The sequence below is a fragment of the Acinetobacter sp. CIP 102129 genome, assembly GCF_000368305.1.
Taxonomy (GTDB): domain Bacteria; phylum Pseudomonadota; class Gammaproteobacteria; order Pseudomonadales; family Moraxellaceae; genus Acinetobacter; species Acinetobacter parvus.
The window spans coordinates 191,042-210,114 of sequence record NZ_KB849341.1 but is presented as its reverse complement, the minus strand read 5'-3'; the positions used below and the strand labels follow the sequence as shown (position 1 = coordinate 210,114).

12 protein-coding genes are annotated in these 19,073 nt (G+C 40.1%); 7 read left to right on the top strand and 5 right to left on the bottom strand.

The window, feature by feature from the left end; genetic code table 11:
* Positions 1-25: 25 nt before the first annotated feature.
* A complete protein-coding gene (locus F973_RS15475) occupies positions 26-10,792 on the top strand; it encodes a PLxRFG domain-containing protein (protein WP_004761340.1) in 10,767 nt (3,588 codons plus the stop codon).
* A 44-nt stretch (positions 10,793-10,836) separates the two neighbouring features.
* Here F973_RS15475 and F973_RS09040 read toward each other — a convergent pair whose 3' ends face one another.
* The 3 genes from F973_RS09040 to F973_RS15095 form a co-directional block, all read right to left on the bottom strand.
* Positions 10,837-11,544 carry a phage antirepressor KilAC domain-containing protein gene (locus F973_RS09040; protein WP_004761339.1) on the bottom strand — a complete coding sequence of 236 codons (708 nt, stop codon included), beginning with the start codon at positions 11,542-11,544 and terminating at the stop codon, positions 10,837-10,839.
* On the bottom strand, positions 11,541-11,831 hold the full coding sequence (locus tag F973_RS09035; protein WP_004761338.1) for a hypothetical protein: 291 nt from the start codon (positions 11,829-11,831) through the stop codon (positions 11,541-11,543). Before F973_RS09035 ends, F973_RS09040 begins: the two co-directional genes overlap by 4 nt.
* A 78-nt stretch (positions 11,832-11,909) precedes the next feature.
* Positions 11,910-12,074, bottom strand: a complete 165-nt coding sequence (locus tag F973_RS15095) for a ribbon-helix-helix domain-containing protein (protein ID WP_004761337.1) — start codon at positions 12,072-12,074, stop codon at positions 11,910-11,912.
* Between the two features lie 113 nt (positions 12,075-12,187).
* Between F973_RS15095 and F973_RS09030 the strand changes: the two genes are divergently transcribed.
* Complete coding sequence (locus F973_RS09030) at positions 12,188-12,502, top strand: Arc family DNA-binding protein (protein ID WP_004761336.1); 315 nt, start codon at positions 12,188-12,190, stop codon at positions 12,500-12,502.
* Positions 12,503-12,555: 53 nt separating this feature from the next.
* Here the strand turns inward: F973_RS09030 and F973_RS14735 are convergent, their stop codons facing one another.
* On the bottom strand, positions 12,556-13,653 hold the full coding sequence (locus F973_RS14735) for a zinc ribbon domain-containing protein (protein WP_004761335.1): 1,098 nt from the start codon (positions 13,651-13,653) through the stop codon (positions 12,556-12,558).
* Positions 13,654-13,794: 141 nt separating this feature from the next.
* Here F973_RS14735 and F973_RS09020 point away from each other — a divergent pair, with 141 nt between their 5' ends.
* From F973_RS09020 to F973_RS09005, 4 genes are all read left to right on the top strand, one after another.
* Positions 13,795-14,175 (top strand): SLAC1 family transporter, encoded by a 381-nt coding sequence (locus F973_RS09020; protein ID WP_004761334.1) that lies wholly within the window; start codon positions 13,795-13,797, stop codon positions 14,173-14,175.
* Positions 14,172-14,798, top strand: coding sequence for a lysozyme (locus F973_RS09015; protein WP_004761333.1), 627 nt, complete (start codon positions 14,172-14,174; stop codon positions 14,796-14,798). The genes F973_RS09020 and F973_RS09015 overlap by 4 nt, the downstream gene beginning before the upstream one ends.
* Positions 14,799-15,308 carry a hypothetical protein gene (locus F973_RS09010; RefSeq protein ID WP_004761332.1) on the top strand — a complete coding sequence of 170 codons (510 nt, stop codon included), beginning with the start codon at positions 14,799-14,801 and terminating at the stop codon, positions 15,306-15,308.
* Positions 15,309-15,681: 373 nt separating this feature from the next.
* Entirely contained in the window at positions 15,682-16,863 is a 1,182-nt protein-coding gene (locus F973_RS09005) for an MFS transporter (RefSeq protein ID WP_171062330.1), read from the top strand.
* Here F973_RS09005 and F973_RS09000 read toward each other — a convergent pair.
* Positions 16,854-18,344, bottom strand: coding sequence for an amidase (locus F973_RS09000; RefSeq protein WP_004679745.1), 1,491 nt, complete (start codon positions 18,342-18,344; stop codon positions 16,854-16,856). The genes F973_RS09005 and F973_RS09000 overlap by 10 nt on opposite strands.
* Before the next feature lie 207 nt (positions 18,345-18,551).
* Between F973_RS09000 and F973_RS08995 the strand changes: the two genes are divergently transcribed.
* Complete coding sequence (locus F973_RS08995; protein ID WP_004761329.1) at positions 18,552-19,028, top strand: hypothetical protein; 477 nt, start codon at positions 18,552-18,554, stop codon at positions 19,026-19,028.
* Positions 19,029-19,073 lie beyond the last annotated feature (45 nt).

Here is a 19,073-nt window from a genome sequence, read left to right as displayed (position 1 = left end):
TAGACGCAGATTATAGGAGTGCGTCATGTCTGAGAATCCTTTTGCTCAATTTGTTAAGCCACAAGAAAAGAAAGAAGAAAACCCATTTTCTCAATTTGTTCAAAAAGAACCCCAAAAACCACAAGAAAAAGGCTTCCTCGGCCTTGCCCAAGATGCTGGTACATCGTTACTCAAGGGAGTTGTCTCTGTTCCTGAGACTGCTGTTGGTCTATTAGATATTCCTACTGGTGGACGTGTTGGTAAGTTTATTGAAGAAAGCACTCCGATTCAATTTAAGCAAGCCAAAGAAGCGATAGGCGAATGGCACACAGACCAATACAAAGAACAACAACAAAAGTTTAATGAAGCAGGCCAAAATGAAGAATCACTTGCAGGTAAGGTGATTGAAAAAGGCAAGGTCGCCCTACAAAACCCGTCAATGATTGCAAATACAGTTGTTGAATCTGTTCCGTCAATGCTGGCTGGTGGTGCAATTGGTCGTGGCTTAGGAATGGCGAGCAAAGCCATTTCTCCGATTGTTGGTGGTGCAGTCGGTGAGGGTGCTGTAATGGCAGGCGCTCAAGCTGAAAATATTCGCTATCAAACTGATGATAAATCACTTACGCCTGAACAGTCTGGCGCAGCATTGGCCACAGGTGCTTTAGGCTCATTATTTGGATTTGCAGGTGGTAATCTAGCTAAGAGAATGGGCTTTGATGACATTAACACGGCAATGGCATCAGGACGAATAAATTCACAACAGGTTGTTGGTGAGATTCAGAAAATACCATTAAGAAGTATCCCGAAATCCATTATCGGCGGTGCGCTGTCAGAGGGCTTGCTTGAAGAATTACCACAGTCTGTTTCTGAGCAATTACTACAGAACTATGCTTTAGGAAAACCTTTGGATGAGGGGGTGGATTCAGCAATTGTCATGGGTACACTTGCTGGCATGGCAATGGGTGGAGGGATGAATACCTTTTCTGCTCCTATGGATTATGTACGGAATAATCGGGCTTATAATGAGCAGCAGCTACAGCGACAACAGCAGCAGCAACAACAGGAACAGCAGCTACAGCAACAACAAGAACAGCAGCAACAACAGGAACAGCAGCAACAACAGGAACAGCAGCAAAGGCTATTTGGTTTTGGCACAACCCCTAATGCATCCCTGAATTTAGATGATGTGTATGCGAAAACAGGTATCCCACCGAACCCTGTAATTGATGAAAGTAGATTGCAGCCCAATCCACTCAGCTATAAAAACGGTATTGATTATCAGCCACCACGGATAAATAGTGAACCGTCATCTGGCGATGAGGTGCAACCAAATACGGATGGCATCCCTTACGAACCACAGCAAATGCACGATACATGGTCTTTGACTGAGGATACACAGCAAGATTATGGCAATTCAATTGAGTTTAGCTCGCCTGAATCCAAATCCCGTAATTTAGAATCTCAAATCCAGTTTAATGACACGTATGGTCAGGATATACCTGATCCAGTTGTTGATTACAATGCATTAAGCCCTTTTAGTGACGTACAGCAGCCAATTGTTGATCAAACAAAACTATCTGAGCGTTTAGGCATTGACCCTAATACTGGTCCAATGTCATCGGCGGCAGCTTTGGCTGTCGATAGCGGTGCATCTCCAGTTGCACAGCTTGGTTATACGCCAATGCAGCAGACCCAAGAGCAAAGTAATACACCTATCAGCGATGCGCTACCGAGTGATTATCGCCAATTGTTAGAAAGCCAGAATGGGAAACAGCCATTTAGCACAGGCCTTGAAAATGCAGGTGAATCAACTTCTCAGCAGTATGACGCTAATGCAATAGCTAGACAAACTGAAACAAACGATGCAGCAACCGATCAGACTGAAACTATTCAGCCAATCTTGGGTGCAGATGGTCAAAACAAATGGTTTGGCAGTCAAGATAAAGCTCAGGCATTCATTGATAAGAAAAATCTAGGTAATGATTATCAGGTAGTTCAGGATGGTAAACGTTTTGAGATTCAGCCAAAGCCAAAAGCTCAGGATGATGCTTATTTCCAAAGCAAATTAGATGATCTGGATAAGCAACGCGCAGCTTTTGAAGCGGCTGGTGATGATGTTAATGCAACCAACATCTATGACGAGATGCAAAAAGTATCACGTGAATGGCAAATTGCATCTGCAAAAAATCAACCTGGTACGAACCAGACACCAAAAAAAGAATACCAAGAAACAGAAAGCGACAAGGCTTGGGCGGAACACTACCGCACGAATCGGAATATGATTGGTGATGATCTTTTCGAGGGGGGTCACAACGATAGGAATGAGCTAGAAAACTCACCAAAGGATGTGCAATCACGTTCTGCTCATGGAATGGCTAAGTCCACACCTGCCTCTGCCGTTGCAGACCTAAAAAAATTACTCAACGATGGAATCGACCCTAACCGTGGTGGAGGTCGTTTATTTACAGCGCCTTTAAATAATGTTGTAGCGAATGAAGAAGAACGTCGTGCGGCTTCAATGTCGGGTACGTCTAGCGGTTCATCTTATGGGGATGGTCCATTTACCCTTGTAGCAAAGCAAGGCATTGGAGATATACGCAATATTTCCGAAGTTGAAGCGGTTATGGTCAATTCTGCCGTACCGAAAGCGGTAGTTGATGGATTACGCCAAGACTTTCCAGACATGAAGTTTGGTTATGCCAATGAAATGCCAGCATTGTTATCTGGTGGCAAGCAATCAAATGATGCTAAATCAGAAATCGCAGCACTAGAACAACAGTTTGCGAATGAAAAAAGCGTACCGAAAAAGGCACAGATCCATAAACAGATTACAGAGTTGCAAAACGGTTTAGCAGATCAGTCACAAGGTGATGTGCCACCTAATAATGAGTTGCAGAATGCTGACATTAAAAATTTAGCAGATTCTACACAAGAGACAGCACCACCTAATGCCGCACCAAATATTGAAGATTTGGTAAGTGTCACTACAAACGATGGTGAGACCCATATGGTGCTTGCCAGTGAACTGAATGATTCAAACGTAAAGAACTTAACCAAGTTCAGCGCTCAAGGTAAACGTGTTGCTGTCAAGTTACCACGTGGGCGGATTGCAAGCACCAGTGAGCAGAGCAAGCAGCCAAAGCAAGCCGAAGCCACTAAGACCGAAGCCACTAAGACCGAAGCCACTAAGACCGAAGCCACTAAGACCGAAGCTACTAAGACCGAAGCTACTAAGACCAGTGCCGATACCGTCCGTGCTGAACTCAAAAAACTAGATAATTCTCAACAGTCAGATGGTGAGGTGAGTCAAACTGAAAGCCATTTACAAGAAAATGAAGTTACTCATATTGAGGGTAAAAAGTCTGAGAAAGCAACCAATAGTGTTGTAGAAGAATCCCTTGATAAAGCAGAGGGTAATTTAACTAAAGCGCAATATGACAAGATGCGTAATGAGTTGATCGCTGATATTGAACAGGCAATTGCAATTGCACCTAATGATTCAACAGAGCAAATTACGTTTGATGTTAAAGGTGATGGTAAATTTAAAGTTCACAACAACAAAGCAGCTTTAAGTAAATTCTTAAAGCAAGTTAAAGCCAACTCTGGGTTTAAGGCACCAAGCAAGGCTAAAAAATCTAATGTAATTTCAGTCGGCAGTTTTAATGCGATTAACTCCATTAAGGCTATGCTTACAGATAATGTGGATGAATACAGCATTTTTAATGCATATCAAATAGCTCAAAATGCAGATGTTCAAACGATCTTTGTTCAGGATCAGGGCAAAGTTGAGCCTTATTTCGTCGTGGAACAGGTTGCCGAAGTTGAAAGTAATCCACTTTATCTTGTATTGCGCAAGGAAAAACAGGGGACGAGTTTTGTAGTTGTCAGTCAACATGGTGGTCGATTAGGAGATTCTGCTTCTTTTGCTAATAAAGCGAAAGAAAATGGTTTAAGTAAAATCAATATAAAAGGTCAAGAATTAATATTAAAAGCTTTACGTGGTGAGCGTGAACGTTTGAAAGGCTTCACTCAGGAAAATCTGAAAGCTCAGTTTGAACAGAAAATGGCTGAGGTATTTGCTGTTGATATGGAAAGTTCATCAAGTGCTATTCAGAATGAAGATGGGATTGAACGTATTCAGGATAAGCGTTCTGATAGTAAAGAATCCATTCAGGACTTGGGTGAAAAAATTGGAGGTGCTCGAAAAGATACTGCATTATCAACAGGGAAATCTAAAAAAACCAAGTCAAATGATGACCGACCTACATGGGCAAAGCGATATACGATCAGTGAAATTGTGTCATCGACCAATTCAAATGAAACTGGTAAATGGGTCATTGAGGACAGTAAAAAAACCGATTGGAAAGGAAGTCCTAAAAAACTTGGGATGTTTGATAGCGAACAGGAAGCAAAAGATATGTTGCCTGTGGTTGCAGTTGGCTTGAAGCATCGAGTATATGCACGACGTGATGGGGAGAGTGGATTTGAAATTTGGAGACAAATTAATGATGTAAAACGTGTCAAAGTAGTAAACAAGGTTTTTGATACGAAACAGGATGCTCAAACCTATTTAATTGAAAATGCGAATAATATTCTTGAAACCAGTACCACTTTTGGTGAGCTGGATTTACCACGTCCTGAAAATACAGTGCGAAAGGGTATTGAGCGTCGTAAAGGTGATGCTAAAGATACCGATTTTATGAAAGTGTTTGGCTTTCGTGGTGTTGAATTTGGAAATTGGAATAACCAGGAAGAACGCCAACAGCTATTAAATGATGCCTACGATGGCTTACTTGATCTTGCTGAAGTATTGAAAATTCCTGCAAAAGCAATCAGTTTAAATGGTGATTTAGCATTGGCATTTGGTGCACGAGGACAAGGTTTAAGTAGCGCACGTGCACATTATGAGCCTGCAAAGGTAGTGATCAACTTAACCAAAATGAATGGTGCTGGTTCGTTGGCGCATGAGTGGTGGCATGCTTTTGATCATTATCTTGCACGCCAAGATGGTATTGCATCGGCAGAGTGGGTTGTGGATGCTGATGGCACACGTAGTTTAAAAATATCGAACAATAGTAAAGACCGTATGGTGAGTCATGGATTTTCTTATAGAAATTCAGGTGTACGAGAAGATGTACGAAATGCCTATACTGATTTAATGAAAACTATGTCCACAAAAGCTGAGCAATATGTTGAAGATGTGCAGGCAGTGGATAAGTTTGTAGGTCAAAGTCGGGGTAGAGTGAAAGAGCAGTTGGATTCATTGAGAGAGGATTTATCTCGGCAACGTGATCCAAAATATTATAAACGCCATAACAAGCCAGCCAGTGCTGAGCAATTGGTTGTATTTGATACAATTTCACAGAAGTTGATCAATGGTGAGTTACTCGAAACAGAATGGCGAACTGATGTAAAAAACAAATCTGCAAGCGGTATATTTTCAGGTGCTCGTTGGACTAATGATGCTTTAGAACAGTTAGGGGAAATTTATAAATCAGTACGTGGGCGTTCTGGTTTTAGTAAAGATCAAGATGCAGTACTGGATCGTTTGCGTTCAGCTATGAACAGTTATGCAAATCGTCTGAAAATGTTGGCTGATGCTCAAAAAGAAGTTAGCAAGACTAGGAAAATACCTACTAAGTTTGTGATGGATGCCAAAAATCTTGATGAAGGACGTGGTTCTGATTATTGGACAACTCCGCATGAATTGAGTGCACGTGCGTTTCAGGGATTTGTTGAGGATAAGATAACTGAAAATAATGGACGTAGCCCATTTTTAAACCATGCCCCTGAAAATGCTGCGATAGAAACGCCATGGGGGTGGATGCGCCCATATCCACATGGTGATGAACGCAAAGCAATCAATGCAAAGTTTTCTGATTTGGTTGATACCCTAAAAACAGAAGAAACAGAAACAGGGATTAAACTTTATAGCCGTGACAAATTAAAACCCGATAATGAACGTAAAGGCGCTTCACCTTTCGATACGATTTTCGGAACTCTCTCCAGTACCAGTGCTACCCGTCATGTCCTTTCGGTTTTTCAACATCTCAAACTGTCCACTACACAAGATACGTCGTCTGGACACAGTATCCAGATTACTGATAGTAGCGGTTTGGGTGCTTTCTCTGTGCAGGTTGTTTCTGGTTTTGATGGACTTCCAGCGGAAATACAGGAAGCCGCCACCTATCAGGATGAAGATGGTAATACCCAAAACTATATAGTTAGTGGTGTATGGCATGGCGATACTCTGTATTTAGTTGCCGATGGTATAGAGGGTAACAGTGCTAAGCAGGTTACTACTTTTGAAGCCTATCAGGAAACTATATTACACGAAATAATTGGGCATTTTGGTGTCCAACGGATATTCGGTAAAGAATATAAAGTCAAGTTCCAGCAATTTTACAATGCGCTTGGTGGATTGAATGGTATCCGTAAAATTGCCAGTGATAATGGTGTTGATATGCGACAGTTTGAAAATGCATACATCAAGCCATACACCCAAGGCGCAGCAGACGGTATTTATGATGCTGCTGATGTGCAACAGGCACTTGTGGGTGAGTTATTTGCGTTTGTTGCCCAGAACACAGAAAAGAAACCTTTTATACGCCAGAAATTAAAAGAGGTACTAGGCTATATTCGCCAGTGGTTACGTGATCATGGCTTTATGAAATTGGCCCAGTACAACGATTCCGATATTTTAATGTTCTTGGCAGAGGCGCGAAAAGCGGTTGTAGACCGTAGTCATTTTGGCAAATTTAAAGATCAGACTATATCAAAAAATAATAGCGACAAGTTGTTTAGTCGTGGTCAGTCTGCAACGCGTACCAACACTACAGTAAAACAAGTACGGGATAAGCTTGTTTCGCGGTTTGGTGAATCAACTATTTCCAAACTGGAAAAAGATGGCAAGTTAAATATTCTTGATACCTATGATCAGGCAGGTATTGAGGGTTTTTATCAAAATGGCAAGGCAACCTTAATTGCAGACGCATTAACGGATGACACCATCGTACCAACATTCCTACATGAACTGGGTGGACATGCTGGCTTTCAAAACATGATGACTGACGCTCAATACAACGAGTTGATGAAACAGTTTGATAAGCTAGTTGAACAAGGCAATCCAGTTGCTATAGCGGCTAAAGAGCTTGCAGAGCGTGAACAAGGTTTAGAGCGACAACAACTTGAATATTTACCGTACCTGCTAACACTAGCATCAACCATGCAGCAAAAAAATGTATTACAGCGTAATGCACTGCAAAAGTTGATTCGCAATCTTATTTCGCATGTAAAAGCATGGTTATTTGATAAGTTTAGCATTAACTTAAATCTTAATCCTGATGACATGGTTGCTTTGGCTGAACGGATGATTGATAAGGCTGCCAATAACAGCATAAACCAAGCCAATACAGGTATTAGTTTTAGCCAAAAGATTCAATCTGTATTTACTGATGCTTTTACCATTGCCAAAGATGAACAGCAGCGGATTGCTAAAGATATTGACCGATTAATTGAGTCATTACAAAGCTATCCGCAACCAGTACAGATGAAGATGCCACCTGTTCTATTGGCATTGGATGGTGTGCGTGATGGGTTGAATGTGCAGGATTTACCATTAGAACTTGATCGCTTTACTTTGCGTAAAATGACAGGTCAAGTTGATGGTAAGAAGGATGTAAGCCATCAACTCACTTTAGAACAGATTAAGCAATTGCCAAATGAGTTAGCTAATCCGTTGGTAATATTACAGTCTGATGATGGGCGTAATTTGACAATTGTTACAGCAATGCAAGATCCAGCAGGCAATCCAGTAATATCAGCTATTCATCTTAATAAACAAAAGGGTAAATATGTTATTAATGAACTAGCCACAACCTTTGGTCGTGAGCGTTTTATGACATGGCTAGAAAAACGTAAGGATAAAGTTATTTATTCTAATTCTGAAAAAAGTAAAGGCTCTAAATATCCTACGCTTCCCCACTTCTTAGGGCAGTTGGAAACTGCCCATGTGGGAGTAGTAGGTACTAGAACCTCTACACAAACTATACTCACCCCTGATGATGTTGTCAATTTCTTTGAGCAGCAGCATCAACCTCTATACAGTCGCAAGTCTTTTGATGATGTAATCAATAATTTAAGTGAGAGCATTAAGAATTTGTCGGCAAAATCCGTCAAGGATAAAGCAGGTTATAAGTGGACCGACTGGTTAGGTGTAGGGCTACAAGCATTAGGCCGTCGCCAATTAACTGAAATCTACAGTAAGTTGCTACCACAACTAAACAAGTACAACGATCTTGCTGCTCAAATGGATGCAGATAAAAACGATGCAGGTGCGAAATCTGATAGTATCGCGCGTGAATGGTCAAATTTAAGAGACGAAGATCAGCTTGCAGAGGTAATGCACGATTCAACCTTAGCCAAAATTGACCCATCAAAACCATATGTAAGTGGAGACAACATCACTAAATATAATCAGTTGCGTGATGCGTATAAATCACTGTCGCCAGAAGCGCAGGCTATGTATGTGAAAGCGCGTGATGCTTACAAAAAGCACTATGCAGAAGTGCATAAGGCAATTAAAGAGCGCATCTCACGTTCAGAACTTTCAAACCAAAAGAAAGCTGATTTGCTGAAACAGATGGATGATAACTTCTTTGGCTCTATTCGTGGGGTGTATTTCCCATTAGCTCGCTTTGGTAAGTATGTAGTGGTAATGCGTAACCAGAACGGTGACGTAGAAAGTGTTAGTCGTTCCGAAACAATGGGAGAAGCACAATCGTTACGTTCTGAACTTATGCAGAAATACCCTAATTTCAAGGTGGATAGAGTAATTCTTGATAAAGAGTTTAATGCAGCTCGTGATGGTGTTGGGCGTGGGTTTATGTCTAGTCTATTTGCAGAGGTGGATAATTTAGGTCTATCAACTTCGGAACAGGCGGAATTTGAAGATACTTTAAGTCAGCTTTATTTATCTTCTATGCCTGATTTAAGTTGGGCAAAACATGGTATTCATCGAAAAGGTACGGCAGGTTTTAGCCAAGATGCCCGTCGTGCATTTGCTCAAAATATGTTTAGCGGTGCGAACTATCTAGCTAAGTTGCGTTATGGCGACCAATTGGCGCAGCAACTTGATGATATGCAGAAGTACGCATCTGAAAAGAGCAAACAGGATGACTCTTACGATCAGCCAACCGCGCAACGTGTCATTGATGAAATGAATAAACGCCATGACAACTTAATGAACCCTAAAGGCCATCCTTTATCAAGTGCATTAACCAGTATGGGCTTTATTTATTACCTGGGGCTATCACCAGCAGCAGCTATGGTCAATCTATCGCAGACAGCGTTGGTTGCATATCCGATTATGGGTGCCAAATGGGGTTTCGACAATGCCGCCAATGAGTTGCTAAAAGCAGCCAATGATTTTAGGAAAGGCGTAGAATTTCATAAGGTGAAATGGCAAGGCACTAAGACTGACCTTTATAAGTCGGTTAGTTCTGATATTTCTAAATTCCTAAGCAAAGATGAAAAACAGGCCTATGATGATGCTGTGGCAAGTGGTGTAATTGACGTAACTCAAGCACATGACTTAGCAGGCATTGCTCAAGGTGAAGATAGCGGCATTATGTGGAAAACACGCCCGATTATGCGTGCTGCAAGTATTATGTTCCATAGTGCTGAACGATTTAACCGTGAAGTTACCTTTATCGCAGCGTATCGCCTAGCACGTCAATCAGGTGAAAATCACGATTCAGCATTTGATCAAGCTGTAGATGCGACCTACAAAGGACACTTTGATTATAGTTCTGGCAACCGCCCACGTATCATGCAAGGTAATGTGGCTAAAGTTCTTCTGCTGTTTAAGCAGTTTGGTCAGAACATGATTTACACATTGGTTAGACAAACCTATCAATCAATCAAAGGTGAAACGGAAGCTGAACGTAGAGAAGCACGTAGGGCACTTGGCGCAATCTTGGCAATGCACGCTACTTTTGCTGGTGCGCTTGGATTGCCTATGGTTGGAATGTTGTTGTCAGTCGCATCTTGGATGGGTGGGGACGATGACGAGCCTTGGGATGCAGAAGTCGCATTGCGAAACTATCTTGCCGAAGCATTTAATCCAACCATTTCAAATATGCTGATGAAAGGTGCGCCACGCGGTATTGGTGTGGATATTTCTAGTCGTGTTGGTATTAATAATCTTTTATTACCAGACGTACAAGAAGGTTTAGAAGGTAAAAAATGGTGGGATTCTGCATCATCAGCAGCTTTGGGGCCTATTGGCGGGATTGGGGCAAATATCGCAAAAGGTGCACAGGAAATTTCAGAAGGGCATAATCTACGTGGAGTGGAAAGTATGCTGCCAGTGTTTCTTAAAAACTTTGCTAAAACCTATCGTTATGCTGATGAGGGTGTCCAAGACAAAACTGGTGTATCTATCATGGATGAAGTTAGTTCAATGGATTTACTTGTCCAAGGTATGGGGTTCTCACCATCTGATGTTCGTACAGCCAGTGAAGGCAAAACAGCAATTTATCAGCTTAACCGAAAGCTTAATGAGCGTCGTAGTCGTTTAATGGCTTTATGGTCACGGGCAAAAATGATGGATGACCGACAAGAGATGGATGAGATTTGGGAAGAAATTAAAGGCTTCAACGAAAAGAATCCATCACGTCGTATAACCAAAATCAACCTTAATCAAAGTTATCGTAATCGCCAACGTCGCATAGATCGTGCGGAAGATGGCATATATTTGTCACGGAATCGTCAAGATGCACGTGAAGCTGGTTACTTTGCTTTTGGTGAGTAATTAGTGATAGAAAAGCCACCTTATGGTGGCTTCTTTATTGGATTTTATTTGAGTTTTTCCTTATTTACTAAACCTGTAATCCTAGTCAAGCCAAATGCTGTCACTCGCATGTGTAAAAATACACGCTCTTGACCATCATTTTGATTTTTGATTACTGGTGATGCTTTATTGGTAAAAACACCATTCAACACATACTGTGCATGTGGTTGTAATTTCTTTTCAGCATCTCGATAACACCATTTTTTTTGAAGTAAAAGATTAATGAGATCCTTTTCTTTTATTCCAATTGTTTTGGCACATTCACGGATACAGTAGGTATGTACTGTTTCAGCAATGGTATCGAGTGCTTGAGCTTTAGGTTCAAGTTTTTCAACTTTTTGGGTGAGTTCGATATTTTGTTTTGCCTGAGTTTCAATTGCTTGCAGTAGGTGATAAGGATTTGAAATATCAAATACTGGTTGAGCAACTTGAGCTTCAAGTTCTTGCCAACGATCTACCAAGCGTGCTGTAAATTCTGGGCATAATTGAGCAACTACAATAATAGAATCACGCTTACCTTGTTCACCTGTGAATACATAAAATGTACTTGGACGACCTGCTGTAGGCTTTTCCTCAATTTGAGGAGAAGTAATAATAGCCTGCTTTACAAGCGTTTCGATAGTACGCTTAACATTGTCATGGCGTTTTTCAACAAGTTCAGCAATTTCCAAACTTGTCATCATTTGAATTTGTACAGGAACAATTGCATTCATGCTGCCAACTCCTCTGCAAAAAACTTTACCAAGTCAGGTGAGTATTCTTTGAAGTTATCAAATTCTTCAACACAAATATCTCGAAAGTTATTTGCTATTGATGAAGCTAAATGTGCCAAAGTTTTGATTGTTGGTGATAGTTCTGACTTTTCAGCAATTACAGTTGTTAACGCTGAAATTTCATCAAAACGATTATTTGCGATACGCACAAATTCAAGCAAACTCCGTAATTGCTGTTCACTGACCTGAACTTGCTTGTCTTGGGTGAATTGGGTTATATTGTTCATAGGTATTCATCCTTTGTGATGGCAACTGAACCTTGTGCGATGTGGTAGTTGAACAAGGTTTTTTTGTGCCTGTTGATTTCATGCTTTCGCACTCTCATGCTGTTTTAAATAAAATTCAATAGCCTTGTTAACCAAGTAATTCATTGAACGTTCTTCTTTTTCAGAATAAGCCTTTAGTAACTCATGTAGATCAACTGATACTCGCACACGAACATCAATAGGCTTTTGGCGATTTTGTTTCATAATTACCCTCTTTAATGCCACAATGTGTGGCGTTTAATAACTATAGCCACATATTGTGGTATTGTAAATACGTAAATGAAAATATTTGCCACTTTTTGTGGCATGAGGTAAAAATGAGTAATCAAGCCGATCACACCATTGTTAGATTGCGAGTTCCACCAGAGTTAAAAAAACAAATTGAAGAATCAGCAGAGCAGAATAATCGTTCTCAAAGTGCTGAAATGGTTGCTCGTTTAGAAAAGAGCTTCGAAAACAATATTCCTTCAGCATTAGTTTCTGAATATATGCAGGCTGTTGAAGAAAAAAATGATATGATTAAAAAACAATTAGAAATCTCTAATCTTCTTGTACTCAAACTAGCTGAAAAGCTACCTGATGACGATCCATCGAAAAGCAAAATGTTAGAATTAATTAATCAATTGAATTAAAAAAGCCGACATTAAGTCGGCTTTTTCGTTGTAATTTATATATAAGTATTTGTTTAAAAAAAAGTTGCAGGATCTTTAAATTGCATCCACGATTGGATACAAAAACGGTCAGTACTTGAGCAGGATTGTTCATCAAACTCCTCAAGCGTGATTACTGTACAGTACTTTCCTGATGGTATTTTTAGATTTTTTTCATCTTTAGAAACAATATTCTCTACATTATAATTAACTTTAAGTTGATTCGTAGAAGCTGAGCCATCGCCATTGAAGTTAGGAAAATACTCTCCTATAACGTAGCCATTCAAACTAGATCCTGAATAAGATTCAGACACAGCATACAAACGAATACGCAATGAACCTGAATATGAGTCATTTTGCAAATTTGAATCTGCGTATTTAACTCCCCATGTTACTTGGGTTTTTACTGGATTGTTGTCAGATAGTTTGTAGCTTATAGGTCCATAAAACTCCAGCCCTTTGGGTGATGAGCCTGAGTTTTCTCCACAAGTTAATGAAGAAGATGGAGGGGTAATTATTCCATTATCCCAATCAACATCATTTTTTTGTTCTGATATTTGTTGATTTGGTAGTGATTGAATAATTGAAGAACTAACAACCATTAAAACGGTAAATGATATAAATAAAATAACCGTTGCACTAGATAAAGGGGTAAGCCAAGATTTCTTTTGATATTTATCATTTAAATTTTCTTTTACATATTTTGGTTGTTTTCTTGCATAGGCAAAATACCAAATAATGATATACCAAAAGCCTAAACCTCTTGAAATGGTCGTTACTTTTTCAATATCATCCCAAATAAAAGGTGTAGCGAAATTTATAAACAAAATAAAAATAATGGTAAAAATTATCCAGTTTTTAGCAGTATTTGCATCTTCTAGCTTTCCAAGAGCTTGCCAGTTCTTCATCTGCAAATATGAACCGAAAATTGGCGTAAACAATAAGCTCCAATTAGCAGCAGCATTAGGATTCCAGAGTTCAACGCGTTTTTTTATTGGTCGTGGAGAGTCAGTTTTTTCTAGTTGCGGTGGTGCATGTGAAGCTTGAATATTTTGAATCTCTAATTTATTGCCACAATTACTACAAAATTTCGCGTCATTACTATTTGCTTGCCCGCATTGACTGCAAAACATATCCCCACCAAAAATTAATAATTATATGAAATCACGATAGTTTAATTTTAAAGCAGTATCAACCCCCTGTAAGGTTCGCTAAATAACCGCCTTTAAATAAAACTCTACGAAATAAAGTAGAGTTTTATTTCGGGGCAAGTTATGCAAGAAAACACAATTCCATGGATCATCAAAGTTGTGCCTGCCGTAGTGGGGGCTATTCTTGCCCTGGTATTAAGTGGTGACATTGATAAAAACGGAAAAATTCAAGTTTCTTTGGGTGTTATAGGCAAGTTTTTATTCAGCGTTTCAGTCAGCCTTTATGGCGGTTCAGCATTTATTGAATATTACGAATTATCAAAATATTCTCACATGGCTCAAGGCTTTGTGATGCTTATGTTTGCAGTTTTTGGATTATTAGGGATAGGCATTCTTTATCAGTCCATTGCACTGATGCAGGGTAAGCCTTTATCTGAGGTTATTAGTGAGGTCAAAGCTGCCTTTATTTCAATACTTAGTAATGGTAAAGGTGATAAACAATGAGTGTAAATCAATCACAACAAGTAGCTCAGGCATATTCATGGCTTCGTGCTATGTCTGGCGGAAAATTAAGTCAATCTCAGGTTATGGCTGGTGATCAGATTATTGAGAAAAATGGCTTAAATGTTTTTGCAAAACTTATTGGCTTTGAAATACCTACACCTTTAGTAAATGGACAGCGAGATATTTCTGAGAATGGTTATGCAATTATTAGAGATGCTGAGGGTTTTCGTTCAACAGCTTATTTAGATACAGGAGGTGTTTGGACTATTGGCTTTGGTACCATTAAATACCCAAATGGCACATCAGTTAAAAAAGGCGATACTTGCACGAGAAATGAAGCTGAACAATGGCTTAAAAACGATTGTGTATGGGTTGATGCTTGTCTTGATAAAAATGTCAAAGTCAATCTTAATCAAAACCAATTTGATGCATTGGCTTCTTTTGTCTACAACATAGGCGAAACAGCATTTGTAAAAAGCACAATGCTTACTCTTATTAATCAAAACAGTTTGACCTCAGCTGCAAGTCAATTTGATCGTTGGGTGTTTGATAATGGAAAGCGTATCCAAGGCTTAGTCAATCGTCGAGCACGAGAAAAATCATTATTTCTAAAGGTGGCTTAAATGATTGATGCCGTGTTAGGTAAATTTTACAAATACATCATTTTAGGCTTGATGATATTTATCTTTGGATATGTTTTTTATGCCAATTCTCTTGCTGGAAAATTGGCAAATGCTGAAAAAGTTAAAACTAAAGCAGTAGCTGATGCTATTAAGCCTTATCAAGATGCAATTGATCAGGCGCAAGAGGAAAAAGCCGCCATTATGCAAACATGGTCAGCTAAAATTATAGAGGTAGAACAAAATGCGATTAAAAAAATACAAGATGCGAATGCTGCCGCTCGTAGTGCTGACTTGGCTGCTAGTAGGTTGTCAAAGCAACTCAGTGAAGCCAACAAACGTTTGTCCAGTGCTCCCAAGCAAACCATTATTAACTACACCATTGCCAACTCAGAATTACTCGAAAGTTGCACAACAGAATATCGAAGCTTGGCAGAAAAAGCTGATGGACACGTCATTGATGTCAGGCGATTAAATGAAAGTTGGCCAGAACAAGATAAAACCCTCAATTGAGGGTTTTTAATATTTGTTGCAATGCTTCGTCATTTGTTTTCAGATTATTGCTCTGTTTAAAGTTTTCAATGACTTTAATATCTGCATCTGAAAGCCAAAACGACTTGCGCTTGAATGGTAAACCACTGTAAGGTTCGTTGATATCCTCTCCGACCTAAAGGACGGGGAGGATGTCAAATAAAATCAGGATGACACTTAAAGTAATAAATGTATGATGCTATCTACCAAGTCTACAAAAATTTGTGAAAAAAATATTTATTCTGTTTGTAGACTGATTTGTAGACTCGTAAACTGCAATACAAAACATCCGTAGGCAACTATATGCAACTTAATTTTAAATCAACACATTGATAATGCAAGATAAAGCAACCGCATGCAACCATTAACAATCACAGCAAAACTGTCAGGTTTCTACCTGTTCTACTATTCCATAGTGGGAACGTTTATGCCTTATTGGAACCTTTATCTGCAAGATCAGGGTTTTAATTATAAGCAAATTGGAATTTTATCTTCGATTGCAATTATTACCCGTTTTTTCGCGCCGTTGATCTGGGGCTGGATTGCAGATAAATCAGGCAAGCGGATGCTACTGGTACGAATCGCAACATGGATGGAAGCCTGTATCTGGTTTGCAATTTTTATTATTCCGAATAGCTTTCAATCGATTGCCTTATTGATGCTGGTTTTCAGCTTTTTTCAGAATGCGATTCTGGCACAGTTTGAGGGGGTGACTTTATTCTGGCTGGGTGAAAAGCGGGCTGAGTTATATGGCAAGGTTCGGAAATGGGGTTCAGTCGGCTTTATTGTTGGGGTATTTGCCGTAGGCGCGTTATTGGAAATCATTCCAATTTCAATGTTACCTATTCTATTGTTATCAGTCTCATTTTTGGCCTTTTTATGGTCATTTAGTATTAAAGAGCCTGAACATGCGCCAAGCTCGCAAAAGAGGCTGGAACCTTTATTACCAATTTTAAAAAAACCAATGGTGGCTGCCTTTTTTGGTATTGAGTTTATTTTACTGTTTTCACAGGCACCTTTTTATAGCTTCTATAGCAATTTCCTGAAAGAAATCGGTTTTAGTACCATGCAGATTGGAACTTTATGGGCGACAGGGGTGATTGCTGAGATTGTGATGTTTGCAGTGGCGCAGAAAGTCTTTTTTATCCGCTTTTCCTGGAGAACATTGGTTGCTGCCTGTTTGATCCTGACCAGTTTACGCTGGTTGTTAGTGGGTATGTTAAATACGCATTTTATTGGGCAGCTTTTAGCACAATGCCTGCATGCATTTAGTTTTGGGCTTTTTCACCTGATTGCAATGAAAGTCATATTCCAGAATTTCTCTGCTGAACAGCAAGGTCGTGGGCAGGCACTTTACAGTACCATGTGGGGGCTTGGTGTGGCATCGGGAAGTTTATTGGCAGGGCATTACTGGCAAATTCTATCAGGTGCCACCATTTTCTTATGTGCCAGTGTGGTCGTTCTTCTAGGCTTGATTTTGGTGGTCTGGCTGCCGAATCAAATTGAAACGACAGCGTCTAAGTTAAATCAAAGCTGAATATTTTTATATTGTGGCATCCACGGTTGTGCCTGCTCAAGCTGTGCAGCGAGTTGAAGTAAACGATCTTCACGCCCAAATGGTGCAATAAACTGACTGCCTAAAGGCAAGCCATTTTTATTCCAGTATAAAGGCACAGACATGGCTGGTAAGCCTGTGACATTCGCCAATTGGGTAAAAGGCACCCAGCTTAAGTTCTCTTGCACCATTTTTTCGACCAGTTTACCTTGTGCAAGATAATGGGCTTTTCCAACTTTTAAGAAGCCTTTTAGGATAGGCTTTTGCCAGCTAGGCATTGCAACTTCACCATTTTTGGGTGCAACTGATGCGGTGGTTGGGGTTAGGTAAAGATCATATTTTTCAAAGAAGATATTCATTTGGGTACTATACATTCCCCAATTCTCCAGGGTGTGAATATAATCTGTTGCTGTGGTTTTCGCGCCAAAGGCTGCCAGGGCATTGGAGTCAAGCTCAAAATCCTCATCGGTCGCACCTGACATGTGTTTAATTTGTGCCTGCATGTAGGAAAACTGGCTAAACCATGTGGTGATAAAGTCTTTAGCCAGTTCGAGGCCATTTATTTGCGGACGGTCTTCAACCACGATATGTCCAAGTGACTCTAGAAGCTTGGCTGTTTGCTGAACCGCTTGAATCGCATCTTTGGAAACTTTGGTGCCAATCGGTGACTGGGTATTAAATGCGATTGTTAATTTTTTCGGCATTTGCTGGATAACGTCCAGATATTTCTGGGTTGGGGATTGAATGATAAAAAGTGAGGCTTGTTCTGGACCTTGAACCGCATCCAGCATGGCGGCACTGTCCCGAACGGTTTTACAGAGTACATGTTGCATGGCCGCACCATGCATGGCTTCACTAAACTGTGGTCCCCACGGTGTACGTCCTCGACTCGGTTTAAGTCCAAACAGTCCACAATAGGAGGCAGGGATACGGATTGAGCCGCCGCCATCACCCGCTCCAGCAACAGGAACCAGACCGCCAGCCACTGCTGAGGCAGATCCACCCGAAGAGCCACCACTATTATGCTTTAAGTTCCACGGGTTATGACATGCACCCCAGGCATCAGGCTCAGTAATGCCCTTGATGCCAAACTCAGGTGTATTGGTACGGCCAAAAGTCACAATTCCTGCTTTTTCCCAGCGATTGACAATTTCTGCATTAAAGTCAGGTGTGTAATTGATTCTTTTCAGTGCATTGCTGCCATAGGATGTGGGTACACCTTGATATTCCTGAAACAGGTCCTTGACCAAAAAGGGAACACCTGCAAATGTGCCCGTAAGGGGTTGCTGGGCACGCTGTTTAGCCTGTTCATACATCGGGATAATGATGGCATTCAGTTTTGGATTGGCTTTGTGGGTATGTTCCAATGCCACCTGTAACAGTTCAGATGGGTGAACTTCCTTGTCCTTGACCAATTTGGCCAAACCGAGTCCGTCATATTGAATGTATTCAGAAAATTTCATGGCTTTTATCCCTAAAGCTAAACCGTTAATAAAATGGAAAATTTTAACTGTGATTCTGGATAAGAATACCTGAAAAAAATGCACAACAATCAAATAAATTGCATATTAAAAATATTGTGTTTATATGCTGTTATGATTGCGGGATTTTCTTTAAAAATATGCTAAGTTAAGCCACTGCAACGTTTAGATTACGACTTAATTAAATCTATGAAAAATATTTATATTATTGGATTGTTATGGGCTTGCTCAACATGGACTATGGCAGATACGGTTGTGAATGCGAAAACAGTGACACCCCAGCAAATTGCAAAAGCAAATGCAATTCGTGTCACCAGCCGCCCAGAAATTATGGGTTTATGGGGAATGGAAATTACCAATAACAAGAAATGTATCGAATATTATAACTTCCGTGGCATGAGTGATGTGGTGATAAAAAGTGGTCAGGAATGGTCTTATGGCCTGTATGATTACCAGCCCTCTGAAGATCACAAGGAACGTTTGCCTGCACTGATCTTACAGATTAAGTATGACAATAATCAGATGGACTGTTCTGGTCAGCAACAGGATCAAACAGGTGAGGTTTCACAATATTTTGTGAAATGGACGAATGACAATACCATTGATTTTTGTGCCAATGAAAAAGGCGAAAAGTGCTTTGCAACCTTACGCCGTATTTTACCATAAAGAATCAAGATCAATAAAAAACCTCTTATAATTTTATAAGAGGTT